This window comes from uncultured Streptococcus sp. (genome assembly GCF_963521255.1).
In the GTDB taxonomy this organism is placed as follows: Bacteria; Bacillota; Bacilli; order Lactobacillales; family Streptococcaceae; genus Streptococcus.
Genome location: NZ_CAUQTU010000001.1, coordinates 367395 through 392917, shown reverse-complemented (window position 1 = coordinate 392917; position 25523 = coordinate 367395). Strand labels below are relative to the sequence as shown.

Sequence of the window (25523 nt, the reverse complement as noted above, 5' to 3'; positions counted from 1 at the left end):
TTTTTTTGATTGTTTAAAAAATGTGGATAAAAAAGATAAAAAAGCAAAAGTTATCCACAACTTATTTAATTTTCTTTTTGATTGATTCAATTTCTAAACGTAAATTATCGTCTTCATCAATCAAAGATTTAATTTTGGCATGAGCATGAATGACTGTTGTATGGTCTTTTCCACCAAATTCCTTCCCAATTTTTGGAAGACTATTATCTGTTAGTTCTCTAGATAAATACATAGCCACTTGACGGGCTAACACAATATTTTGAAGACGTCTACTTCCCTTCATTTCTTTGACACTGACACCATAAAAGTTACCAACTTCATTTTGGATTTTATCAATTGGGATGACAAGGATTTGGCTAACATCTTGTTTTCGAGCTCTAATAGCTTCTGCAGCAACATCAATTGTAATATCTTTGATTTTCTTTACTCTAGCGACCAAAGTGATATCATTAATTGCCCCTTCGAGATCGCGAACATTTGAATCAAATTGACCTGCTAAGTATTCTAAAGTATCGTTTTGGAAATTGTAATTCAAATGTTCCGTTTTGCTTTGTAGAATGGCAATACGTGTTTCAAATTCAGGAGGTGCAATGTGCTGTGTTAATCCCCAACTAAAGCGCGTGACAAGTCTTTCTTCAAGCCCTTCCAGATGTTTTGGACTTCTGTCACTGGTTAGGACAATTTGTTTTTGCTTGTCGTGCAGTGCATTAAAGGTATTGAAAAATTCTTCTTGTGTTGCAACTTTTTTACCACTTAGAGATTGTATATCATCAATCAATAAAAGATCAAGGCTACGGTATGTCTTTTTAAACTTTTCCATTTCTCCCAGTCTTAGGTGATCAAGAAAGTCATTAATAAAACTTTCAGCAGGGACATATTTAACACGCGCATCAGGAATGTTTTTTAGAATTTCGTTACCAATAGCATTTAATAGGTGAGTCTTACCAAGACCTGGACCTCCATAGATAAAAAGAGGGTTATAGGTCGAAGCTAAATCTTCTGAAACAGCTAAAGCAGCCGATTTTGCCCAAACATTTCCATCCCCTTGGATAAAATTATCAAAGGTATACTTTTCTTTTAATCCAGTATCCGAATAAGGAATAGATGCTAACCTTGGACTATAGTCATAAAGAGTTGAATTTGTAGCTTCTTCAACTTGTGAGATAGTCGTATCTTGAGGTTTGGTAAAAATATAGTGGGGAGTTATCTCAGCATCATAAATTTCAAATCCGGCAACTACAATAATATCTTTTAGTTGTTTTTCCCAGACCATTTCCATTTCAGATCGTGGTAAAAATATAGTAGCAACATTTTCCTCTACCTTGATGAGTTCAGCTTGAATAGCATAGAAATCATACATGGATCGAGTCAGTCTTTCTTGAGCAAATTCTAATATACGATTCCAAAATTGTTTTTCTTTCAATCCTTTCTCCTCCTTTACTATTTAAAAGTTTAATGCTAGACTTATTTTACCATAGATAGCAAGAATTTTCCACAAGCTGTGAAAATAATCCACAATGTTATCAAGTTTTATCCACAAGTTGGGGATGAAATAAGAAATTGCTGATTTTTTAAGCTTTTTCTTGAAAAAAATAGTGGATAACCTTGTGAGATAAAAAAATAAAAGAACAGCCTTATTTCAGGCTGTTGATAATTCTACTATATTCTTCTTGATTTGAAAAAGAAATAATGATTTTTCCACTATCTTTTTTAGACAGTTTGATTTCAATATCTAATCCGAGTAGTTTTTTTAACTGTTCTTCTTCATTTTGTATGAAATAATCATTTTTTTGCTGTTTCTTTTGTTTTTTTTCTGTCAGAAGAGCTTCTAACTTCCTTACAGAAATGTCTTCATCTATGATTCGTTGAAAGAAATAGTCTTGTTGTTCCTTATTCAACCCAACTAGAGAACGTGCATGGGCTTGTGATAGTTTGCCATTTTCTACTTCTGAGAGGATATGTTCTTGTAAGGAAAGCAAGCGAATAGAGTTGCTGATATAAGGACGAGACTTACCCATTTTATCTGCAATTTCAGCATGGGTAAATCCTTTCTCTACGAGAGATTCATAGGCGCGTGCTTCTTCTATTGGATTTAAATTTTCTCTTTGTAAATTTTCAATGATGGACTGGACCATCATCTCTTGGTCTGAAAGCTGTTTAACAACAGCGGGGATAGATGTTAGACCAGCTAAAAGTGAAGCCCGATAGCGTCTCTCTCCTGCAAGGATTTCATAACCAATTACAGGAGATTGACGAACAATAATCGGTTGAATTACCCCATTTTCTTTAATAGACTGTGCTAGTTCATCTAGTTTTTCTCTATCAAATTCTTTTCGAGGTTGATAGGGATTTTTTTGTATATCTGTGATAGAAATCATTTCAAATTTTTCCATGATTCTACACTAACACATCTTTTCTATTATGTAAAGATTTCTTTACATAGATGTCAGTTAAGATTCTAAATCACCTGAACTCTTGTCAAGTTTAATAGATGTAGTTTCTTCTTTACCGTTACGATAATAAGTTATTTTAATGGTGTCTCCAATAGAATGATTGTAAAGAGCACTTTGTAAGTCTGTTGATGAAGCAATCTCTTTGTCATCTACTTTTGTAATAACATCGTATTTTTCAAGGTGACCATTGGCAGGCATATTACTTTGCACAGAACGAACAACTACACCAGATGTTACACTGCTTGGAATATTCAGTCTTCTAAGATCACTTGTAATAATATTTGAGAGATTGACCATTTGGATTCCCAAAGCTGGGCGAGTCACTTTTCCGTTCTTTTCTAACTGTTCAATAATATTGATAGCATCATTTGCAGGGATTGCGAAACCAAGGCCTTCTACAGATGTTCCTCCATTTGTGGCAATTTTACTTGAGGTAATTCCGATAACCTGCCCTTGAATATTGATCAGTGGGCCACCAGAGTTACCTGGGTTAATAGCAGTATCAGTTTGGATAGCTTTTGTAGAAATGGCTTGTCCATCTTCAGATTTTAAGGAGACGTTGCGATTGAGGCTAGATACGATACCTTGAGTGACAGTATTTGCATATTCAGAACCTAACGGGCTACCAATAGCAATAGCAGTTTCTCCTACGGTTAACTGACTAGAATCACCAAATTCAGCTACTGTTGTCACTTTTTCTGAAGAGATTTTGACGACAGCAATATCAGAGAAAGTATCAGCTCCGACGATTTCTCCAGGTACTTTAGTTCCATCTGACAAACGAATATCTACTTTGCTGGCGCCATTTATAACGTGATTGTTGGTGACAATATAAGCTTCTTTGTCATTCTTTTTATAAATAACCCCAGAGCCTTCACTAGAGATTTGCTGAGAATTCGTGTCAGTATCATCATTACCAAATACGCTATTTTGTCTGTTTGCCGAATAAGTAATAACGGATACAACAGCATCTTTTACTTTGTTAACAGCCTGAGTTGTTGAATTTTCGTTTTTATAGGCAGTCTGTGTGATAGTACTATTGTTGTTAGAGGTACTTATAGTACTTTTTTGAGTTAGTTGGTTTATTGAAAAACTACCCAAGGCTCCACTAATAAAGCTAATGACGATAACGACTAATAATTGAAACCATTTTTTGTAAAATGTTTTTAGATGTTTCATATTTGCCTCCATATGTTTGAAATTACTGAAAGTATAAACTGACTAGCTTAATTATAACTTAAAAACAAAAGTTTTTCACAGATTGTGGATAACTTTCAAAAATCTGTGGTTTCTCGGATAAATTTAACCTTTTATTTTGTGAATAAGGTGTGAAAAATAGAGAATATGTTAGAATAGAGTTATGAAAATTAAAGTTGTAACAGTCGGGAAACTGAAAGAAAAGTATTTAAAAGATGGTATCTCAGAGTATTCAAAACGAATTTCTCGATTTGCTAAGCTTGAAATGATTGAGTTAGCAGATGAAAAAACACCAGATAGGGCCAGTGAGTCAGAAAATCAAAAGATTTTAGAAATAGAAGGTCAGAGAATTTTATCAAAAGTTGGTGACCGTGATTTTGTTATTGTGTTAGCTATCGAAGGGAAAACTTTATCCTCGGAAGAATTTAGTAAGCAATTAGAAGAAGCTTCTATAAAAGGATTTTCTACTCTTACCTTTATTATTGGAGGGAGTCTGGGGCTAGCACAGGATGTAAAAAAGAGAGCCAATCTTTCTGTTAGTTTTGGTCGCTTAACCTTGCCCCATCAGTTAATGAGACTAGTTCTTGTTGAACAAATCTATCGCGCTTTTACGATTCAGCAGGGCTCGCCCTATCACAAATAGAAAATTGACTTTTAATTGAATTTTTGGTAGAATGATTGTGTTAGGTCTCATAGCTCAGCTGGATAGAGCATTCGCCTTCTAAGCGAACGGTCGCAGGTTCGAATCCTGCTGGGATCAATATAATAGCAAAGCTGGGAATTTTCCCGGCTTTTTTCTTAAAAAAGTACACTTGGGGAGAAAAAAATGACAGTTGAGAGAATTTTATCTAAAATGAAATTCCATTTTGTATAATAGTTTTTGTAAGTTAGCTTACAAGAAAAAAACATTTTAGGAGATTTTATTATGAAAAACACAGTTAAATTGGAACAGTTTGTAGCCTTGAAGGAAAAAGACTTGCAAAAGATTCAAGGTGGGGAGATTAGGAGATCAAATAATAATTTCTTTAATTTCTTAAGAAGAATATAAAGGAGTAGAAGAATGAATTTTTTCTTAGTAGTAGATTTTATAGTATATTTTTTTATTATTAGTCACAGTTACCTTTTAATTTGTAAAGGTCAAATAAATAGAAAAGAATTATTCTTTTTTGGTGCTTATACATTACTAGTAGAAGTATTACTTGGCCTTCCCTTTTATCTTCTATATTTAGATGGGTTAGGGATTTCAATATTTTTATTTCCTTTGGGCTTGTATTCCTATTTTCGATGGATGAAACAGTATGAGAGGGATAAAGGACTATTCTTAAGTTTACTACTATCTCTTTTATATGAGAGCACTCATAACTTTCTGTCCGTAACTTTATCCTCTCTAACAGGAGACAATTTTGTTTTACAATATTATGACTCATTCTTTTTCGTTGTAACGGTGCTGACCTATTTTGTTATCTTAAAAATCATTCATTATTTTCACTTAGAACTAACCTATTTTGACAAGGACTACCTTTATCCTTTCTTGAAAAAAGTATTTATTGCTTTACTACTGCTACATATTGTATCTTTCGTTTCAGATATAGTAAGTACGATTAAACATTTGAATAGTTTTGGAAGTATTTTGTCATCTATTGTCTTTATTTCTCTATTTTTGACCTTCTTTGCAATGAATTCGTATAAAGAACAAATGGAGAAAGAGATTGCTTTGAAGCAGAAGAAATTTGAACAGAAACATTTACAAAACTACACAGATGAAATTGTCGGACTGTATAATGAAATTCGTGGTTTTCGACATGACTATGCTGGAATGCTTGTCAGTATGCAGATGGCAATTGACAGTGGTAATTTACAGGAAATTGACAGAGTTTACAATGAAGTTTTAGTTAAAGCAAATCATAAATTGCGTTCAGATAAGTACACTTACTTTGATTTGAACAACATAGAAGATTCAGCTTTACGAAGTTTGGTTGCTCAGTCAATTGTCTATGCTCGAAATAACAGTGTAGAGTTTACACTGGAAGTAAAAGATACGATTACCAAGCTCCCAATTGAACTATTGGATTTGGTTCGTATCATGAGCGTTTTATTGAACAATGCTGTCGAGGGATCGGCTGATAGTTATAAAAAGCAGATGGAAGTAGCAGTTATTAAGATGGAAACTGAAACAGTGATTGTGATTCAGAATTCATGTAAAATGACGATGACTCCTTCAGGAGATCTATTTGCTTTAGGATTCTCCACTAAGGGAAGAAATCGCGGAGTAGGATTAAATAATGTGAAAGAACTACTAGATAAGTACAACAATATTATTTTAGAAACAGAGATGGAAGGCAGTACATTTAGACAAATTATTAGATTTAAGAGGAAATTTGAATGAAAGTTTTAATTTTAGAGGATGTTATTGAACATCAAGTGAGACTAGAGAGAATATTGGATGAAATTTCGAAAGAATCGAATATTCCAATATCATACAAGACAACGGGAAAAGTCCGTGAATTTGAAGAATACATTGAAAACGATGAAGTAAATCAGCTTTATTTCCTAGATATCGATATTCATGGGATTGAGAAAAAGGGATTTGAAGTGGCTCAGCTCATTCGTCATTACAATCCTTACGCTATTATCGTCTTTATTACCAGTCGATCAGAGTTTGCGACTTTGACCTATAAATACCAGGTATCAGCTCTAGATTTTGTTGATAAGGATATCAATGATGAGTTATTTAAGAAGAGAATTGAGCAAAATATCTTCTACACGAAGAGTATGTTACTTGAAAATGAAGATGTGGTAGATTATTTTGACTACAATTACAAGGGAAATGATTTAAAAATTCCTTACCATGATATTTTGTATATTGAAACGACAGGAGTCTCTCATAAATTACGCATTATTGGTAAGAATTTTGCAAAAGAATTTTACGGTACCATGACAGATATTCAGGAAAAGGACAAACATACTCAGCGATTTTATTCTCCTCATAAGTCATTTTTGGTAAATATAGGCAATATTAGAGAAATTGACCGAAAGAATCTAGAAGTTGTTTTCTATGAAGATCATCGCTGTCCTATTTCAAGGTTAAAAATTAGAAAATTGAAAGATATTTTAGAGAAAAAATCTCAAAAGTGATTGACAATTAGTAAGAAATTGATATAATGGTTATATCTGCTACAGATAGAAGGTCCGTTGGTCAAGGGGTTAAGACACCGCCTTTTCACGGCGGTAACACGGGTTCGAATCCCGTACGGACTATTTTATCCGCCATAGCTCAGTTGGTAGTAGCGCATGACTGTTAATCATGATGTCGTAGGTTCGAGTCCTACTGGCGGAGTATAGATAAAAGGGAACATAGTATTGTTCCCTTTTTTGTATCAATTTGTATCACCAAGCATCTTCATAAGGAAGTCTGTTATTTCTCGAGGACTTTCTTTTTTTCCATGTGCAATCCAAGTTTGGCAGACACCAAAAAGTGCGTGAGTTAGATAGATGCTACTATATTCTAATTCAGTGGTATTGAGATTCAGTTGCATAAATCGCTTTTGTAAATCTGTACTGAGCATGATATGAAGTTTATTTCTTAAGAAATTTTGGATTTCTTTAGTCCCATTTTCAGAAAGAAGGGCAGCCAGAAGTGGTTCTGACTCTAGATATTCAAATACTTCTAAAATAGCGTCTCTTTTGTGATGAGCATGTTTTTGAAAAATATATTCAAATGTATGAAATAGCTTGCCTTGATAGTGCTCGATCATATCATATTTATCCTTATAGTGCGTATAGAAGCTGGAACGACTAATTCCGGATTTTTCTGCTAACTTGACAGTAGAAATTTGATCAAATGGCTGTTCCATCAGTAATTGTACCATAGCATTTTCAATAGTTCGCTTTGTTTTTAAGCGTTTATTACTTTCTTGCATATTTCCTCCTTATAAACAAATTAGACCATATGTCTAAAAATGGATTTTTTATCTTGTAATTTAGATTTTTTAATGTATAATCTATTATATCAAAATTTTAGACAATATGTTTAAAAAAGGAGAAACTATGTTTAAAGAATGGAAAGCAATTTTTAAAAAACCAACCTTTATTATTGTCATAATAGGGATTTCTCTTATTCCAGCTCTGTACAATATCATATTTTTGTCCTCAATGTGGGATCCATATGGTCAATTGTCTGACTTACCTGTGGCAGTTGTCAATAATGATAAAGAGGCTTCCTATAATGGTAATAGCATGTCTATAGGAAAAGACATGGTGACCAATTTAAAAGAAAATAAAACCTTGGATTTTCATTTTGTAGATGAAGAAGAAGGTAAGAAGGGTTTAGAAAATGGCGATTACTATATGGTAGTCACTTTACCAAGTGATTTATCTGAAAAAGCAGCTTCTATTTTAACGGATCATCCAGAGCAAATGCAAATCGATTATCAGACTTCAAGTGGTCATAGCTTTATTGCAAGCAAGATGAGTGATTCTGCTATGACACAATTAAAGCAGAGTGTTTCTACCAATGTAACCGAGACCTATACTAAAGCTTTATTCAACAAAATGGTCGATTTAAAGGATGGTATGAGTCAAGCAGCTTCTGGAAGTGAAAAACTAACTGATGGAGCGAATAAGTTAGTGGCAGGAAGTCAAACATTCACTACTAATCTACACTCTTTATCAGATTCAAGTTTAACATTTTCAAATGGAACGGAGCAGTTTACTAAAGGATTATCCTCTTATGTCTCTGGTGTTGAACAACTTCATCTTGGCTTAGGGAATTTTAATAGTGGTTTAGTTACCTATACTGATGCAGTGAGTCAATTAGATAGTGGGTTAGGTCAATTATCTTCTAAAAGTCCTGAATTAGTAGGAGGAATCAATCAATTATATACTGGTGTAGAGGCCTATACTGGCGGTGTTTCTCAGCTCAATACTGGTCTTAATCAATTTTCATCTGGTGTTAGTGCCTATACAAATGGAGTGGGAAATCTTGCAACAGGTGCTAATCAGTTATCCAATCAATCAGCTACACTTCGAATGGGGGTGGAGCAATTAAGTGAAGGGATTCAACAACTTTCCAGCAAGTTAGATGCTTCGTCTGAGCAAAAAGATCAAATTAATCAATTATCTTCTGGTCTGAATCAGTTAAATCAAGCCATTCAAAATATTGATGTTGGAGATACAAAACACTTAGATTCTGTTTTATCAAGTATAGTATCTCTTTCTAATCAAATGTTAGCAAGTGCTCAGTCTGATAAAGCGACTACATTAGCCAATATTCAATCGACAGCAGCTTATCAATCTTTGACAAGTGAGCAACAAGCTGAAATAAGTGCTTCTGTATCTCAAAATTCGACTGATAGTATTCAATCGGCTCAGTCAATTATAGCTTTAGTACAAGGTTTACAGGGAAGTTTGGAAAACTTACAAAATCAATCTTCAAATCTTTCGACATTAAAAAATCAAGCTAATCAAGTATTACCTATTGCTTCTACTTCTTTGACAGGATTGTCAAGTGGATTAACAGAGATACAGGGAACATTGACGAGTAAATTAGTTCCTGCTAGTCAGTCTATTACATCGGGGGTAAACGCATATACTGCAGGTGTTGATAAAGTTTCTCAGGGCGCAAGTCAACTAAGTGAAAAGAATTCCACCTTGACAGGTAGTTTGGACCAATTAGTTTCAGGCTCAACTACCTTGACACAAAAATCTTCTAAATTGACAGCAGGAGTTGGTCAATTAGTTGAAAAAACTCCAGAATTAGTATCTGGTATTGAAAAATTATCAACTGGCTTCAACCAATTGAATCAAAAGAGTCAAGAATTGATAGCAGGAGTTGATAAATTGCAGTCAGGATCTAGCCAACTAGCTGATAAATCCAGTCAGTTAATTTCAGGTGCTTCTCAATTAGAAAGTGGAGCTAATAAATTGGCAGATGGAGCTGGGAAACTAGCAGAAGGTGGAACAAAGTTAACTTCTGGATTGGAAGGTTTACAGACAGGACTTGCTTCTTTAGGACAAGGACTAAGTAATGCTATTGATCAACTCAAATCAGCATCTACGGAATCTCAAAATGCAGAGATTTTGTCAAATCCTCTCAGTCTCTCCAAAACTGACAATGACCAAGTTCCTGTAAATGGAATTGCAATGTCTCCTTATATGATATCAGTTGCTCTTTTTGTTGCAGCAATATCAACGAATATGATCTTTGCGAAGTTGCCTTCAGGACGTCATCCGGATAGCCGTTGGGCTTGGTTGAAATCTCGAGCTGAAATAAATGGTATTATAGCTGTTTTAGCAGGAATTTTGGTATATGGAGGAGTTCATCTTATTGGTTTAACTGCAAATCATGAGATGAGAACATTTATTCTCATTATCCTAACAAGTTTAGTATTCATGTCCATGGTGACTGCTTTAACAACATGGAATAGCCGTATAGGAGCTTTCTTCTCTCTTATCTTGCTTTTATTACAGTTGGCATCAAGTGCCGGTACTTATCCACTTGCTTTGACAAATGAATTCTTTAGAGCCATTAATCCTTGGTTACCAATGAGTTATTCAGTTTCTGGATTACGACAAACAATCTCTATGACAGGAAATATTCATCATCAAGTCATTTTCCTAGCTGTCATACTAGCTCTATTTACTGGTTTAGGTATGCTAGCCTATCAACCTAAGAAAATGGAAGAAGATTAAAAAAATCGACCAATTGGTCGATTTTTTTAGGCCTTAGATAACTTTCGTCTGTGATTATAGATTCCAAATAGTAAGAGAGAAGTAAAGGAATAGATTACTCCAGTAATAAAACTATTGGGAATAAAGGAAAGTGTAATAGTTCCTTTCCCCTTAGGAACATCAACTTTCATGAAACCAGTTTGAGCTTGTTTAATTTCTATTCTCTTACCATCTTGGTAGGCAGACCAACCTTTGTCATAAGGAATGGTGAAAAAAATAGATGTATCTTGTTGGACATCATATGTAGCAAAAACCTTGTTTTTAGAAGTTGATATTGTGACAGGTTGTTCTTTGATTTTTTGAATTGCCTCAGTTAAAGTTTGGGTATCTAAACGATAGAAGGTAGGAGATTCAAATGATACTTGTGAATTTCCAGGGAAACTAACATTGATATTGAAAGTCTTTTTCTCTTTTGTATAGCCTAGATTAAAGAAGGAGAAGACATTATCAGTTGTAAAAGTTTTCTTTTCTCCATTTACAAGGATATCAACCTTCTTTTGTTTATCATTAGAAAAGTGAAGATTTATGAAAGAAAGATAAACTTGGCTGTTTTCTGGTACTTCAATTTGATACTGGATTGCTGCATCCTCATTTGAAGAACTTGTAACACTAATCAAATCATCAGTATTTTCTGTTTTGTCATAAGGGATTGGAGAAAAATAATCAAAATCGACGTTAGCAAGTTGATTTAAAAACGAGGCTTGATTATCTAAAGTATGTTCATTGAACTTGACATCATTGTAAACAAATTGACTAGCAAATGCAATCGGAAGAGAGAATTGATTTTCATATAGGGCAAGATTATCTTTTTGATAGATATCTTTAAAACCATACTTATCAATAGGACTGTCTGAGATATTGTACTGGATACCAAATAAACTATCAGCCAAAATACTATTATTGGCATATCGGAGATTGAGATTGGTTCCAGAGGATTTAAATCCCAGTTTATCCAAAGTAGAGCTTGCTGAACGATTTCGAACAGATGAAAATTGAGAGATTCCATTGTAGTTAAATTTCATACTGTCATTTCCTGTCTGAGTTTGTAGTTTTTCAGTACGAGTAAATGGATCCTCAATATATGTTGAGAAAGATTCCATAGCTGGGATATCTCGATTATATGCACTTCGAGAAGCAAAGCCCCATTCTTTAGCAATTCCGTCTATTTGAGATGAAGCATTTAAACTTATTTCAACCATTATAAATAAAGAAATTAGAATGGCAAATAGATTTACAGAGATAAACTTTTTGATAACTGCAAGGAGTAAAAGAGAATAGACAACTAAAAATTCAAGAGTCAGTAGAATATTCAAATCTGTTAAAAAAGAATAATGCGATTTTAGATAGATGGTAGCTAAAAATCCTGTTACTATAAGAAAAAGTGAAACTAAAAAATTCCAGATTTTAATTTCTTTCAGACGATTTAAGACTTCCGCTGCTGTGTAAATTAACAAGGTAGAGAAAATCCAAGCATAGCGATGTAAAAACATGTTTGGAGTATGCATGCCTTGCCAAAATAAATCAAGAGTTTCTATATAAAAGCTTGCAATTAGAAATGTAAAGAAGATTGCATAGATAAGTTTCACGTGAAACTTAATAGATTTCAGTGTAAAAAATAAAATTGTCAAAATAAAGGGAAGTAGTCCAACAAAAATCATTGGGATGGCCCCATACTTTGTTGTGTCAAAGGAACCAATGAATTGCTTAGCAAAGAGATCAAGATACCAGCTACTTTCAGTTTGAAACTTTGTAACTTCAGTTAATTTTTCCCCATGTGTCTGTAAATCAAACAGAGTGGGAAGAGTCATAATCAAACTAGCTATACCAGCTAAAACGGAGGTGATTATGAAATCAAGAAAAGATGATTTTCGAGTTTTAAAGTCCCAAGAAATTTGACAGAGATACCAGAAAATAAGAAACAATGCTGTCATATAGCCAAAATAATAGTTTTGGATAAATAAGATTGACAGACTTGTAAAGTATAATGAGAATTTCTTTTCTGTTATCAGTAGGTGTAAACCAGTGATAATGAAAGGAATCAAGATAAAAACATCCAGCCAGGTTTTTATCTCCAACTGACTGACAGTGAAACTCATCAGAGCATAGGAAGTAGATAAGGCTAGTTTTAAAGATTTCGGAATATTTTTAAATAATCTATTTAGACTAAAGAAGGTTGACAGACCAATCAATCCAAATTTTAACAGAGTTGTCAGATAGACAGCATCTGGCATATTCGTTAGATCAAAAAAGTAAACCAGAGGAGAAAGGAAACTTCCCAAGTAATAACTAGATAGGGCATAGAAATTTAATCCGAGGCCACTTGTAAAGGTGTAAAACAGACTACCATTTCCATGTAGGATATTTCGTAAAGCTATATCAAAAATAACGTATTGATGAAAGCCATCTCCTAATAGTGGGGATGTATCGCTATTCCAGTAGATACCTTGAGATAGATATACTCCTGTCATAATGACTACAGGAATGGTGAAAGAAACAAAATAGGTCCAATATGTTTTTAAAAATAATTTCATGTTACCTTATAAAATGTTAGAAAACTCAGCTGGTTAACCCAACTGAGTTTTGAAGTTTTATTTAGTCTTTCCAAAGTTCTTTAACTTTTGCTTGTACTTCTGCATTTTCTAGGAATTCATCATAGGTTTCATCGATACGATCGATGACGCCATTTTTAGACAAGACAATGATATGGTTGGCCAAAGTTTGAATAAACTCGTGGTCATGACTGGCAAAGATGATTGATTCTTTAAAGTTTTTCAATCCGTCATTCAAGCTTGAGATAGATTCTAAGTCCAAGTGATTGGTTGGATCATCGAGGACAAGGACATTTGATTTCAAGAGCATGAGTTTTGAAAGCATGACACGAACTTTTTCTCCCCCTGACAAGACGTTGACAGGTTTGTTAACCTCATCTCCAGAGAAGAGCATACGGCCAAGGAAACCGCGTAGGAAAGTATTGTCATCTTCTTCTTTACTTGCGAATTGACGCAACCAGTCAAGAATTGATTCTCCTCCTGCAAAATCTGCCGAGTTATCTTTTGGCAAGTAAGAACGGCTAGTAGTTACTCCCCACTTGACAGTTCCTTCATAGTCAATGTCCCCCATGATTGCACGAATTAATGCAGTCGTTTGGATGTCATTTTGACCAATAAGAGCTGTCTTATCACCTGGACGCAAGATAAAACTGATATTATCTAAAATAGTCTCACCATCAATCTTTACAGTTAGATTTTCTACTGTCAAGAGATCATTACCAATCTCACGCTCAGCTTTAAAGTTGATAAATGGATATTTACGACTAGATGGCACAATCTCTTCTAGCTCAATCTTATCAAGCATTTTCTTACGTGATGTTGCTTGTCGTGATTTAGAAGCATTGGCAGAGAAACGAGCTACGAATTCTTGCAATTGCTTAATTTTTTCTTCTGCTTTGGCATTACGGTCTGCTAGCAATTTAGCAGCAAGCTCAGAAGATTCCTTCCAGAAGTCATAGTTTCCGACATAGAGTTTGATTTTTCCAAAGTCAAGGTCGGCCATGTGAGTACATACTTTATTTAAGAAGTGACGGTCGTGGGATACTACGATAACGGTGTTATCAAAATCAATCAAGAAATCTTCTAACCATGTAATTGATTGGATGTCCAAACCGTTGGTAGGCTCGTCCAATAGAAGAACATCTGGTTTACCAAAAAGTGCTTTGGCGAGGAGAACCTTTACTTTCTCACCATTGGCCAATTCGCTCATATTTTGGTAGTGCAATTCTTCTGGAATGTTTAGATTTTGAAGGAGTTGAGAGGCTTCACTTTCTGCTTCCCAGCCTCCAAGCTCGGCAAACTCTCCTTCAAGTTCGGCAGCACGGACTCCGTCCTCATCTGAGAAATCTTCCTTCATGTAGATGGCATCTTTCTCTTTCATGATGCTATAAAGTTTTTCATTTCCCATGATAACAACATCAATGGCACGTTCGTCTTCATAGTCAAAGTGATTTTGACGAAGAACAGAGAGACGTTCATCTGGACCAAGAGAGATGTGACCAGTAGTAGGTTCGATATCTCCAGCTAAAATTTTTAAAAAGGTTGATTTTCCGGCACCATTAGCACCGATTAATCCGTAAGTATTTCCTTCTGTAAATTTGATATTGACATCATCAAAAAGTTTGCGATCACTAAAACGTAGTGAAACATCAGATACTGTAAGCAATGTTTTTCTCCTATATGTGTAATATATTTATTCTACTAGAAAATACAGGAATATTCAAATTTTTATCTGTCAATTTTGTGTAAATTACATTTACAGTATACTTTACATGAATTTGTAAATAGTAAGACTGATTTATTTTGATAAATTACGGTTATTTCATTAAAAAAATGCTATAATTGAAGGGACTATATCGAAGGAGAACAAAATGACTAAACCCATTATTTTAACAGGAGACCGTCCAACAGGAAAATTGCATATTGGACATTATGTTGGAAGTCTCAGAAATCGAGTATTATTACAGGAAGAGGATAAGTATGATATGTTTGTGTTCTTGGCTGACCAACAAGCTTTGACAGATCATGCTAAAGACCCTCAAACAATTGTAGAGTCTATCGGAAATGTGGCTTTGGATTATCTTGCAGTTGGATTGGATCCAAGTAAATCAACTATCTTTATTCAAAGCCAAATTCCAGAGTTGGCTGAACTATCTATGTACTATATGAATCTAGTTTCATTAGCACGTTTGGAGCGCAATCCAACAGTCAAGACAGAGATTGCTCAGAAAGGATTTGGAGAAAGCATTCCGACAGGATTCTTGGTTTATCCAATAGCTCAAGCAGCTGACATCACAGCTTTCAAGGCTAATTATGTTCCTGTTGGGACAGATCAGAAACCAATGATTGAGCAAACTCGCGAGATTGTTCGTTCTTTTAATAATGCATATAACTGTGATGTCTTGGTAGAGCCGGAAGGTATTTATCCAGAAAATGAGAGAGCAGGGCGTTTGCCTGGTTTAGATGGAAATGCTAAAATGTCTAAATCACTCAATAATGGTATTTATTTAGCTGATGATGCGGATACTTTGCGTAAAAAAGTAATGAGTATGTATACAGATCCAGATCATATCCGCGTTGAGGATCCAGGTAAAATTGAAGGAAATATGGTTTTCCATTATCTAGATGTTTTTGGTCGTCCAGAAGATGCTCAAGAAATTGCTGACATGAAAGAACATTATCAACGAGGTGGTCTTGGTGATGTGAAGACCAAGCGTTATCTACTTGAAATATTAGAACGTGAACTGGGTCCTATTCGTGAGCGCCGTATTGAATTTGCTAAGGATATGGGAGAAGTTTATAATATGCTTCAAAAAGGTAGTGAAAGAGCGCGTGAAGTTGCGGGTCAAACCCTATCTGAGGTTAAAGGGGCAATGGGACTTCAGTACTTTAACTAAGTTTATTTTACAAGAAACTATCATTTCTATATCAAAGAAAAGATAGTTTTTTATTTACCCCTGTAACATTTGACAAATTTTTATAGAATGGTATGATAGATACAATATAAAAAGAGTCAAGCTCAAAAAGAAAGAAAAGAGGAAACTTCGAATGTCTAATTGGGACACTAAATTTTTGAAAAAAGGTTTTACCTTTGATGATGTATTGCTTATTCCAGCTGAAAGTCATGTGTTGCCTAACGATGCAGATTTAACAACTAAATTGGCAGATAATTTGACTTTAAATATCCCAATTATTACCGCTGCCATGGACACAGTTACAGAGAGTCAAATGGCTATTGCTATTGCTCGTGCAGGCGGTCTCGGAGTTATCCATAAAAACATGTCAATTGCTCAACAAGCAGAAGAGGTTCGTAAGGTAAAACGTTCTGAAAATGGAGTTATTATTGATCCGTTCTTCTTGACGCCTGAACATACAATTGCTGAAGCAGATGAGCTTATGGGGCGTTACCGCATCAGTGGTGTTCCAGTTGTTGAAACACTTGAAAATCGTAAATTGGTTGGTATTTTGACAAACCGAGATCTTCGTTTTATTTCAGACTATAACCAACCAATCTCAAATCATATGACTAGTGAAAATCTTGTTACTGCTCCTGTGGGTACAGATCTTGCAACAGCCGAGAATATTCTTCAAGAACACCGTATTGAAAAACTTCCTTTGGTAGATGAAGAAGGTCGTCTTTCTGGTTTGATTACTATCAAAGATATTGAAAAAGTTATTGAGTTTCCAAATGCTGCTAAAGATGAGTTTGGTCGTCTACTAGTTGCAGGTGCAGTAGGTGTTACTTCAGATACATTTGAACGTGCAGAGGCTCTTTTTGAAGCAGGAGCGGATGCGATTGTTATTGATACTGCACATGGTCATTCTGCAGGTGTCTTGCGTAAAATTGCTGAGATTCGTGCCCACTTCCCAGATCGTACTTTGATTGCTGGAAATATTGCTACTGCTGAAGGTGCACGTGCCCTTTATGAAGCGGGTGTAGACGTTGTTAAGGTTGGTATTGGACCAGGTTCAATCTGTACAACTCGTGTGATTGCTGGTGTCGGTGTTCCGCAAGTAACAGCTATCTATGATGCTGCAGCTGTTGCGCGTGAATATGGTAAAACGATCATTGCTGACGGTGGAATCAAGTATTCTGGAGATATTGTAAAAGCCCTTGCTGCAGGTGGAAATGCTGTTATGCTTGGATCAATGTTTGCTGGAACTGATGAAGCTCCAGGGGAAACTGAAATCTTCCAAGGACGTAAATTCAAGACTTACCGTGGTATGGGATCAATCGCAGCAATGAAGAAAGGTTCAAGCGATCGTTACTTCCAAGGTTCTGTCAATGAAGCAAACAAACTCGTTCCAGAAGGAATTGAAGGTCGTGTTGCTTATAAAGGTGCGGCAGCTGATATTGTCTTCCAAATGATTGGAGGTATTCGCTCTGGTATGGGTTACTGTGGTGCAGCTAACCTTAAAGAACTACACGATAATGCTCAATTTATTGAAATGTCTGGTGCTGGTTTGAAAGAGAGCCATCCTCATGATGTACAAATTACGAATGAGGCACCAAATTATTCTATGTAAAAAACAATGAAAAGAACTCCCGTGGAAACAGGAGTTCTTTTACAATATTGTCAATTGTAATTTACAGAAACTTTACCATCCTGAATAGTGAAGATACTTAGATTTTCTGGTAGATTTTGAAGATGATCTAAGCTTGTTGCTGTGATAAAGGTTTGGATTGAATGAGAAATCGTTTCTAATAATTTTAGTTGTCTAGTGTTGTCAAGTTCGCTCATAACATCGTCAAGCAGTAATATTGGAGATTCTGTAGTAATGCTTTCCATTAACTCGATTTCTGCTAATTTTATCGAGAGGACGAGACTACGATGTTGACCTTGACTGCCAAAACTAGCATCCATTCTATTTATATAAAAAGAAATGTCATCCCGATGAGGACCAACACCAGTGTTCTTTTTAAATAAATCTCTGGATCTACTTTTTTCTAAAGCAATTTTGAAAGATTCTGATAAGTCTTCTTTTTTAGTTAACTTGACAGAAGATTGATAGGATATTGACAATTCTTCAATCTGATTAGAGAGTTCAAAATGTTTCTTACGGCCAAAATGTTCTAGTTTTTTTATGAAATCTAAGCGGTGATTCATCACACGACATCCATAATCGACTAGCTGATCATCTAGTACTGAAAGGAAGGTTTCATCTATTGTTTGAGCTGATTTTAGATAGGTATTTCTTTGTTTAAGGATGTGGTTATAATTGGTTAAATCTGATAAATAGATTGGCTTAATTTGTCCAAGCTCCATATCAATGAATTTTCGTCGAATTGAAGGTGCTCCTTTAATTAGTTGTAAATCTTCAGGAGCAAATAAGACAACATTCATGTGTCCGACATAATCTGAAAGTCGTGCCTGTTTTAAGTGATTCACTTTTGTCACACGTCCTTTTTGTGTTAGTTCGATTTCGAGAGGAATGGATCCAGTTTTTTTCTGAACAAGACCTGAAAGATGGAGTTGTTCCTCATCAAAATGAATGAGATTTTTATCTGTTCGAGTTCGATGACTGCGTGTTAAGGCTAAAAAATAGATAGCCTCTAACATATTTGTTTTTCCTTGTGCATTGCGTCCTAAAAAGACATTCAATTTAGGATTAAAGTCTATTTTCGTCTCTTTGTAGTTACGAAAAGTCTTGAGAGATAGGTTTTGTAGCCACATGATTATCTACCAGGGAATCGTGGAGCTTGTTTGCTTTTAGGTGATGAAGTAGGTTTCGATTTATCTTTTTTTACTCCCTTATTCATCTCTTTAACAAGCTTAGTAATTCGTTCTTTTTCAACTTTATCAGCTTGGTATTCCTCTTGTTCATCAGACGTAGGTTGTGTCAACAAGATGTCAATATTCATGTCAGGGATGTCAACTTTATCTCCAATACGAAGTTTTTTACCACGACGACTCTCTAATTCTCCATTAAAGTAAACAGAATGTTCGGAGAGAAAGGATTTGATAGCTCCCCCACTATGTGTGATTCCAAGTTCTTTGAGTAGTGCTTGGAGGGTAATAAATTCTTCAAATAATTTGTATTCCATAATTCACCTCAATCTTTGGTATTATACCATATTTTCCTAAAAATAGTGAGAGAAACAGGGAGAAATGTAAGCGATTTTTATTTCAAAAGTGTTACAGAGAACAAGAAAATTTCAGGTTTTCGTGATATAATAGAAGTCTGTATATAAGGAGGTAGATCATGGAGTTAGTGCATGGAATTTCAACACATTTTATCCAATCAAAAAAGTTTAAAACGAACAAAATCGCCGTGCGTTTTACCGCTCCATTATCCCTCGATACGATTGCAGGTCGCATGTTGAGTGCGAGTATGCTAGAAACTGCTAACCAGATGTATCCCACTTCTCAAGATTTGAGAAGACATTTGGCCAGTCTATACGGTACAGATATGTCAACCAATTGTTTCAGAAGAGGACAAAGTCATATTGTAGAATTGACATTTACCTATGTTCGTGATGAGTTTTTAAGTAGGAAAAATGTGCTAACTTCTCAGGTTTTGGAACTTGTAAAAGAAACTCTTTTTTCACCCGTAGTAGTTGATAATGGGTTTGATTCGGCCTTATTTGAAATTGAGAAAAAACAATTGCTAGCAAGTTTAGCAGCTGACATGGATGATTCTTTTTATTTCGCACATAAAGAATTAGATAAATTATTTTTTTATGATGAACGTCTCAAATTGGAATATAGTGATTTACGAAATCGTATTTTAGCTGAAACTCCACAAAGTTCTTATTCTTGTTTCCAAGAATTTTTGGCCAATGATCGAATAGATTTCTTTTTCCTAGGTGATTTTAATGAGGTTGAAATTCAAAATGTATTAGGATCATTTGGTTTTAAAAGTCGAGAAGGTGATGTGAAGGTTCAGTATGGTCAATCTTATTCTAATATCCTGCAAGAAGGAATGGTTCGAAAAAATGTGGGACAGTCTATTTTAGAGTTGGGCTATCATTGCTCTGCGGAATATGGTAATGAGCAACATTTACCCATGATTGTAATGAATGGTTTACTTGGTGGATTTGCTCACTCTAAACTATTTACAAATGTCCGTGAAAATGCTGGATTGGCTTATACTATTTCAAGTCAGCTTGATTTGTTTAGTGGATTCTTGAGGATGTATGCTGGCATTGATCGAGAAAATCGGAATCAGGCTCGTAAAATGATGAATAATCAACTGATTGATTTAAAAAAAGGATATTTTACAGAACTTGAATTAGAGCAGACCAAGGAAATGATTCGTCGATCTTTGTTGCTTTCTCAAGATAATCAAGGTTCATTGATTGAACGTGCTTATCAAAATTCTTTACTTGGGAAATCTTCAGCAGACTTTAAAAGTTGGATTGAAAAGCTCGAGCAAGTTGACAAAGATACTATTTGTAGAGCAGCTAATAATGTGAAACTACAGGCGATTTACTTTATGGAAGGAATAGAATGACAAAGGTTGTTTTTGAAGAAAAATACTATCCAGCTGTAAAAGAAATGGTTTATCGAACTCGTTTGTCAAATGGATTTACAGTTGCTCTTTTGCCTAAAAAGGAATTCAAAGAGTTTTACGGGAGTGTAACTGTACAGTTTGGTTCGGTAGATACGCTTGTCACAGAAGTTGACGGATATGTAAAAAACTATCCTGCAGGAATTGCTCATTTTCTTGAACATAAATTGTTTGAGAGAGAAGATTCTAGCGATTTGATGTCAGCTTTTACGAGTCTAGGTGCAGATAGCAATGCCTTTACAAGCTTTACAAAAACAAGTTATCTTTTTTCAACAACGGATCATTTTTTAGAAAATTTAGAGTTACTTGATGAATTGGTAACATCAGCACACTTTACTGAAGATTCCATTTTAAGGGAGCAGGATATTATACAGCAAGAACGAGAAATGTATCAAGATGATCCAGATTCGTGTTTATTCTTTTCAACTTTAGCGAATTTGTATCCAGGCACACCTTTAGCAACTGATATAGTTGGCAGTGAGGAGTCCATTTCCCAAATCAATCTAACTAATTTGCAAGAAAACTTTACAAGGTTTTACAAACCTGTAAATATGTCTCTGTTTTTAGTTGGTAATTTTGATGTGGATCCAGTCCAGGACTATTTTGAAAGAAAAGAACTGGAAGATTTAGATGTTCAGGAAGTAGAAAGAGAAAAGTTTGTTTTACAAGATGTAAAGCAAACAGACAGTATGAGAATGGAAGTATCTTCTCCCAAACTAGCGATTGGAATTAGAGGTAATCGAGAAGTTGCTGAGGCGGATTGCTATCGACATCATATTTTATTAAAATTATTGTTTGCAATGATGTTTGGTTGGACTTCGGATCGTTTTCAAAGATTGTATGAATCAGGTAAAGTTGATGCGTCCTTATCTCTGGAAGTTGAAGTAACAAATCGCTTTCATTTTGTTATGTTGACAATGGATACAAAAGAGCCAGTTGCTTTATCTCATCAGTTTAGGAAGGCTGTTCGTAATTTTACAAAGGATTTAGATATTACAGAGGATCATTTAGATATTATAAAAAGAGAGATGTTTGGAGAATTTTTCAGTAGCATGAACTCTCTTGAATTTATTGCAACGCAATATGATTCTTTTGGACAAGGTGAGACAATCTTTGATTTTCCGAAAATTTTACAGGAAATCACTTTAGAGGATGTCCTTGATGCTGGACATCATTTAATAGATGATGGTGATATAGTTGATTTTACAATATTCCCATCGTAGAAATCTATCATAATCGATACTAGAAAGAAGGAATGACAAGTATGAGGAAAAAAACAATTGGTGAGGTTTTACGTTTAGCTAGAACCAACCAAGGGTTGACTTTAGAAGAATTACATAAAAAAACAGAAATTCAGTTGGATATGTTGGAGGCAATGGAAGATGATGATTTTGATCAACTCCCTAGTCCATTTTATACTCGTTCTTTTTTGAGAAAGTATGCGTGGGCAGTTGAACTTGATGAGCGAATTGTCTTGGATGCTTATGATTCTGGGAGCATGATTACTTATGAGGAAGTAGATGTTGATGAAGAGGAGTTGACAGGCAGGAGACGTTCAAGTAAGAAAAATAAGACATCATTTTTACCTTTGTTTTATTTTGTACTCTTTGCCCTATCGATTGTCATTTTTGTGACTTATTATGTTTGGAATTATGTCCAGACTCAACCAGAGCGTTCATCGGTGCCTAGTTATAGTGTAGTCCAAGCAACAAGCTCAACTAGTTCTGTAACTTCATCTTCAAGTAGTAGTTCATCAAGTAGCTCTTCGAATATTGAACCAACTATAAGTGTATCAGGTGAGGGAAATCGAGTAGAAGTTGCTTATAAAACGAGCAAGGAAAATGTAAAATTGCAATTATCAGTCTCAGATGCTAGAAGTTGGGTTAGTGTTTCAGAAAGTGATCTTGAGGGTGGTGTGACTTTATCACCGGATAATAAAAGTGCGGAAACAACCGTTTCAACAAAAAATCCTGTGACCATTACTTTAGGTGTTGTCAGAGGTATTGCTTTAACAGTAGATAATCAGACTGTTGATTTATCGAAATTAACAGCTCAAACTGGACAAATCACTGTAACCTTTACTAGAAATTAAGGAAAAACGAATGAAAAAAGAACAAATTCCCAATCTCTTAACAATAGGTCGAATTCTTTTTATACCTATTTTTATCTTTATTTTAACGATAGGAAATTCGCTAGAGAGTCATATGGTAGCAGCTATTATCTTCGCTATTGCCAGTATTACCGACTATTTAGACGGATATTTAGCTCGTAAATGGAGTGTGGTTAGCAACTTTGGGAAGTTTGCGGATCCAATGGCGGATAAGTTGCTAGTTATGTCAGCTTTTATCATGTTGATTGAGTTGGGTATGGCTCCGGCTTGGATTGTTGCAGTGATCATCTGTCGTGAGTTGGCTGTGACAGGTTTAAGGCTTTTATTGGTTGAAACTGGTGGAACAGTTTTAGCAGCAGCAATGCCTGGAAAAATTAAAACTTTTAGTCAGATGTTTGCCATTATTTTCTTGCTATTACATTGGACTTTGCTTGGTCAAGTTCTACTTTATGTAGCCTTGTTTTTCACTATCTACTCTGGCTATGATTATTTCAAGGGTAGTGCTTATGTATTTAAAGGGACATTTGGTTCGAAATGAAATCAATAATTGATGTAAAAAATCTTTCTTTTCGTTATAAGGAAAGTCAGGAATACTATGATGTGAAGGATATTACGTTTCACGTGAAACGTGGAGAATGGCTTTCGATTGTAGGGCATAATGGTAGTGGTAAATCAACGACGGTTCGATTAATTGATGGTTTACTGGAAGCAGAATCTGGAGAGATTGTAATTGATGGTCAACGTTTGACTGAGGAAAATGTTTGGAATATACGTCGTCAAATCGGTATGGTTTTTCAAAATCCAGATAATCAATTTGTTGGAGCGACTGTTGAAGATGATGTTGCCTTTGGTTTGGAAAATCAGGGACTTTCTCGTCAAGAAATGAAAAAGAGAGTGGAAGAAGCTCTGGATTTGGTTGGCATGTTGAACTTTAAAAAGAGAGAGCCAGCGCGTCTATCGGGTGGCCAAAAGCAACGTGTAGCTATTGCAGGTGTTGTAGCCCTAAGACCAGCTATTCTAATTCTAGATGAAGCAACGAGTATGTTGGATCCTGAGGGTCGTAGAGAACTGATTGAGACAGTAAAAGGAATTCGTAAAGACTATGATATGACGGTCATTTCCATTACACATGATTTGGAAGAAGTTGCCATGAGTGATCGTGTGTTGGTCATGAAAAAAGGGGAAATTGAATCAACCAGCAGTCCAAGAGAACTTTTCTCTCGAAATGATTTAGATCAAATTGGATTAGACAATCCTTTTGCCAATCAATTAAAACATTCTTTGAGCCAGAATGGCTATGATTTACCTGAAAATTATTTGACAGAAAGTGAACTAGAGGATAAGTTATGGGAATTGCTCTAGAAAATGTGAGTTTTACATATCAAGAAGGTACTCCCCTAGCTTCAACGGCTTTGTCGGATGTTTCTTTGACGATTGAAGATGGTTCTTATACGGCTTTAATTGGGCATACAGGTAGCGGTAAATCAACTATTTTACAACTCTTAAATGGTTTATTGGTGCCAAGTCAAGGAAGTGTACAAGTTTTTGATACCTTAATCACTTCGACTTCTAAAAATAAAGACATTCGTCAAATTAGAAAACAGGTTGGCTTGGTATTTCAGTTTGCTGAAAATCAGATTTTTGAAGAAACGGTTTTGAAGGACGTTGCTTTTGGACCGCAAAATTTTGGAGTTTCTGAAGAAGATGCGGAGCAGATTGCGCGTGAAAAACTGGCTCTGGTTGGAATTGATGAATCACTTTTTAATCGTAGTCCGTTTGAGCTATCAGGTGGACAAATGAGACGTGTCGCCATTGCAGGCATACTTGCCATGGAACCAGCCATATTAGTCTTAGATGAGCCCACAGCAGGCCTAGATCCCCTGGGAAGAAAAGAGTTGATGAATTTGTTCAAAAAACTCCACCAGTCAGGGATGACCATTGTTTTGGTAACGCATTTGATGGATGATGTTGCTGAGTATGCAAATCAAGTCTATGTGATGGAAAAGGGACGTTTAGTTAAGTCTGGTAAACCGAGTGACGTCTTTCAAGATGTTGTCTTTATGGAAGAAGTGCAGTTGGGTGTACCTAAAATTACGGCCTTTTGTAAACGATTGGCTGATAGAGGCGTGTCATTTAAACGATTACCGATTAAGATAGAGGAGTTCAAGGAGTCGCTAAATGGATAGTATGATTTTGGGGCGTTATATCCCAGGGGATTCGATTGTTCACCGATTGGATCCACGTAGCAAATTGCTTGCTATGATGTTACTGATTTTAATCGTTTTTTGGGCTAATAATCCCTTGACGAATCTAATTCTTTTTATAGCGACAGGGATATTTATTGCCTTGTCAGGAGTATCTCTTTCATTTTTTATTCAGGGCTTGAAGTCTATGTTTTTCTTGATTGCCTTCACAACTATTTTTCAACTATTTTTCATTTCTAATGGGAATGTTTTATTTGAGTTTTCGTTTGTGAGAATCACGGATTATGCTTTGCAACAAGCTGGGATTATTTTTTGTCGCTTCGTATTGATTATTTTCTTTTCAACTTTGTTAACCTTAACTACCATGCCCTTAAGTTTGGCATCAGCTGTCGAAGCTTTATTAGCACCTTTAAAGCGTGTGAAAGTTCCAGTTCATGAAATTGGATTGATGCTGTCCATGAGTCTACGTTTTGTTCCGACCTTAATGGATGATACGACGCGGATTATGAATGCACAGAAAGCGCGTGGAGTGGATTTTGGAGAAGGAAGTATTGTTCAAAAAGTAAAGGCGATGATTCCTATTTTGATTCCTCTTTTTGCAACAAGTTTAAAACGTGCGGATTCCTTGGCTATTGCTATGGAAGCGCGTGGTTATCAGGGTGGAAAAGGCAGAAGTCAATACCGACAATTGGAATGGACTCGAAAGGATACGCTGACTATTCTTGTTGTTCTCGTACTTGGTTGTTGCTTATTTTTCTTAAAATCTTAG

22 protein-coding genes and 3 tRNA genes are annotated in these 25523 nt (G+C 35.3%); 17 read left to right on the top strand and 8 right to left on the bottom strand.

The annotated features are described in order from the left end of the window. Positions 1-61: 61 nt before the first annotated feature. The 3 genes from dnaA to RWP09_RS01935 all read right to left on the bottom strand — a co-directional run bounded on the left by dnaA (position 62) and on the right by RWP09_RS01935 (position 3632). The gene (gene dnaA, locus RWP09_RS01945) at positions 62-1423 is read right to left on the bottom strand and encodes a chromosomal replication initiator protein DnaA (protein ID WP_314433438.1); all 1362 of its coding nucleotides are present in this window, start codon (positions 1421-1423) and stop codon (positions 62-64) included. Positions 1424-1634: 211 nt separating this feature from the next. Next, complete coding sequence (locus RWP09_RS01940) at positions 1635-2393, bottom strand: ParB/RepB/Spo0J family partition protein (protein WP_314433436.1); 759 nt, start codon at positions 2391-2393, stop codon at positions 1635-1637. Positions 2394-2450: 57 nt separating this feature from the next. After that, on the bottom strand, positions 2451-3632 hold the full coding sequence (locus RWP09_RS01935) for a S1C family serine protease (protein WP_314433434.1): 1182 nt from the start codon (positions 3630-3632) through the stop codon (positions 2451-2453). A gap of 181 nt (positions 3633-3813) precedes the next feature. Here RWP09_RS01935 and rlmH point away from each other — a divergent pair, with 181 nt between their 5' ends. The 7 genes from rlmH to RWP09_RS01900 all read left to right on the top strand — a co-directional run bounded on the left by rlmH (position 3814) and on the right by RWP09_RS01900 (position 6987). After that, a complete protein-coding gene (gene rlmH / locus RWP09_RS01930) occupies positions 3814-4293 on the top strand; it encodes a 23S rRNA (pseudouridine(1915)-N(3))-methyltransferase RlmH (RefSeq protein ID WP_314433432.1) in 480 nt (159 codons plus the stop codon). Between the two features lie 43 nt (positions 4294-4336). After that, positions 4337-4410, top strand: a tRNA-Arg gene (locus RWP09_RS01925). Positions 4411-4575: 165 nt separating this feature from the next. Next, positions 4576-4698, top strand: a complete 123-nt coding sequence (comC, locus tag RWP09_RS01920; protein ID WP_314433430.1) for a competence-stimulating peptide ComC — start codon at positions 4576-4578, stop codon at positions 4696-4698. Positions 4699-4710: 12 nt separating this feature from the next. Then, on the top strand, positions 4711-6036 hold the full coding sequence (gene comD / locus RWP09_RS01915; protein ID WP_314433429.1) for a competence system sensor histidine kinase ComD: 1326 nt from the start codon (positions 4711-4713) through the stop codon (positions 6034-6036). Then, positions 6033-6785 carry a competence system response regulator transcription factor ComE gene (comE, locus tag RWP09_RS01910; protein WP_101786257.1) on the top strand — a complete coding sequence of 251 codons (753 nt, stop codon included), beginning with the start codon at positions 6033-6035 and terminating at the stop codon, positions 6783-6785. The genes comD and comE overlap by 4 nt, the downstream gene beginning before the upstream one ends. Positions 6786-6836: 51 nt before the next feature. Continuing rightward, positions 6837-6908: transfer RNA gene (locus RWP09_RS01905), tRNA-Glu, on the top strand. Between the two features lie 5 nt (positions 6909-6913). Beyond that, positions 6914-6987 (top strand) — tRNA-Asn (locus RWP09_RS01900). Between the two features lie 40 nt (positions 6988-7027). Here the strand turns inward: RWP09_RS01900 and RWP09_RS01895 are convergent. Beyond that, on the bottom strand, positions 7028-7570 hold the full coding sequence (locus RWP09_RS01895) for a TetR/AcrR family transcriptional regulator C-terminal domain-containing protein (RefSeq protein WP_314433425.1): 543 nt from the start codon (positions 7568-7570) through the stop codon (positions 7028-7030). Between the two features lie 127 nt (positions 7571-7697). On the opposite strand from RWP09_RS01895, the gene RWP09_RS01890 reads away from it, so the two are divergent. Further along, positions 7698-10340, top strand: a complete 2643-nt coding sequence (locus RWP09_RS01890; protein ID WP_314433423.1) for a YhgE/Pip domain-containing protein — start codon at positions 7698-7700, stop codon at positions 10338-10340. Positions 10341-10366: 26 nt separating this feature from the next. Here RWP09_RS01890 and RWP09_RS01885 read toward each other — a convergent pair whose 3' ends face one another. Both RWP09_RS01885 and RWP09_RS01880 read right to left on the bottom strand, forming a co-directional pair. Then, entirely contained in the window at positions 10367-12910 is a 2544-nt protein-coding gene (locus tag RWP09_RS01885; RefSeq protein WP_314433421.1) for a YfhO family protein, read from the bottom strand. Positions 12911-12971: 61 nt separating this feature from the next. Then, on the bottom strand, positions 12972-14594 hold the full coding sequence (locus RWP09_RS01880; protein ID WP_000958774.1) for an ATP-binding cassette domain-containing protein: 1623 nt from the start codon (positions 14592-14594) through the stop codon (positions 12972-12974). 205 nt (positions 14595-14799) lie between these two features. Here RWP09_RS01880 and trpS point away from each other — a divergent pair, with 205 nt between their 5' ends. Both trpS and guaB read left to right on the top strand, forming a co-directional pair. Further along, positions 14800-15825, top strand: a complete 1026-nt coding sequence (gene trpS / locus RWP09_RS01875; RefSeq protein WP_314433417.1) for a tryptophan--tRNA ligase — start codon at positions 14800-14802, stop codon at positions 15823-15825. A 151-nt stretch (positions 15826-15976) separates the two neighbouring features. Beyond that, positions 15977-17455 (top strand): IMP dehydrogenase, encoded by a 1479-nt coding sequence (gene guaB / locus RWP09_RS01870; RefSeq protein WP_314433414.1) that lies wholly within the window; start codon positions 15977-15979, stop codon positions 17453-17455. 50 nt (positions 17456-17505) lie between these two features. Here guaB and recF read toward each other — a convergent pair whose 3' ends face one another. After that, on the bottom strand, positions 17506-18603 hold the full coding sequence (gene recF, locus RWP09_RS01865; RefSeq protein ID WP_314433412.1) for a DNA replication/repair protein RecF: 1098 nt from the start codon (positions 18601-18603) through the stop codon (positions 17506-17508). Between the two features lie 2 nt (positions 18604-18605). Then, complete coding sequence (yaaA, locus tag RWP09_RS01860; RefSeq protein WP_314433410.1) at positions 18606-18974, bottom strand: S4 domain-containing protein YaaA; 369 nt, start codon at positions 18972-18974, stop codon at positions 18606-18608. Between the two features lie 158 nt (positions 18975-19132). Here yaaA and yfmF point away from each other — a divergent pair, with 158 nt between their 5' ends. Genes yfmF through RWP09_RS01825 form a run of 7 tightly spaced genes read left to right on the top strand, consistent with a single transcriptional unit; the run spans position 19133 to position 25523 of the window. Then, a complete protein-coding gene (gene yfmF, locus RWP09_RS01855) occupies positions 19133-20383 on the top strand; it encodes an EF-P 5-aminopentanol modification-associated protein YfmF (protein WP_314433408.1) in 1251 nt (416 codons plus the stop codon). Continuing rightward, positions 20380-21663, top strand: coding sequence for an EF-P 5-aminopentanol modification-associated protein YfmH (yfmH, locus tag RWP09_RS01850; protein WP_314433405.1), 1284 nt, complete (start codon positions 20380-20382; stop codon positions 21661-21663). The genes yfmF and yfmH overlap by 4 nt, the downstream gene beginning before the upstream one ends. Positions 21664-21704: 41 nt before the next feature. Next, a complete protein-coding gene (gene rodZ / locus RWP09_RS01845) occupies positions 21705-22532 on the top strand; it encodes a cytoskeleton protein RodZ (RefSeq protein WP_314433403.1) in 828 nt (275 codons plus the stop codon). A 10-nt stretch (positions 22533-22542) separates the two neighbouring features. Continuing rightward, positions 22543-23088 (top strand): CDP-diacylglycerol--glycerol-3-phosphate 3-phosphatidyltransferase, encoded by a 546-nt coding sequence (gene pgsA / locus RWP09_RS01840; protein ID WP_314433401.1) that lies wholly within the window; start codon positions 22543-22545, stop codon positions 23086-23088. After that, positions 23085-23912 (top strand): energy-coupling factor ABC transporter ATP-binding protein, encoded by an 828-nt coding sequence (locus RWP09_RS01835; RefSeq protein WP_314433398.1) that lies wholly within the window; start codon positions 23085-23087, stop codon positions 23910-23912. The genes pgsA and RWP09_RS01835 overlap by 4 nt, the downstream gene beginning before the upstream one ends. Beyond that, positions 23897-24736 (top strand): energy-coupling factor transporter ATPase, encoded by an 840-nt coding sequence (locus RWP09_RS01830; RefSeq protein ID WP_314433396.1) that lies wholly within the window; start codon positions 23897-23899, stop codon positions 24734-24736. Before RWP09_RS01835 ends, RWP09_RS01830 begins: the two co-directional genes overlap by 16 nt. Continuing rightward, positions 24729-25523, top strand: coding sequence for an energy-coupling factor transporter transmembrane protein EcfT (locus tag RWP09_RS01825; RefSeq protein WP_125420329.1), 795 nt, complete (start codon positions 24729-24731; stop codon positions 25521-25523). Before RWP09_RS01830 ends, RWP09_RS01825 begins: the two co-directional genes overlap by 8 nt.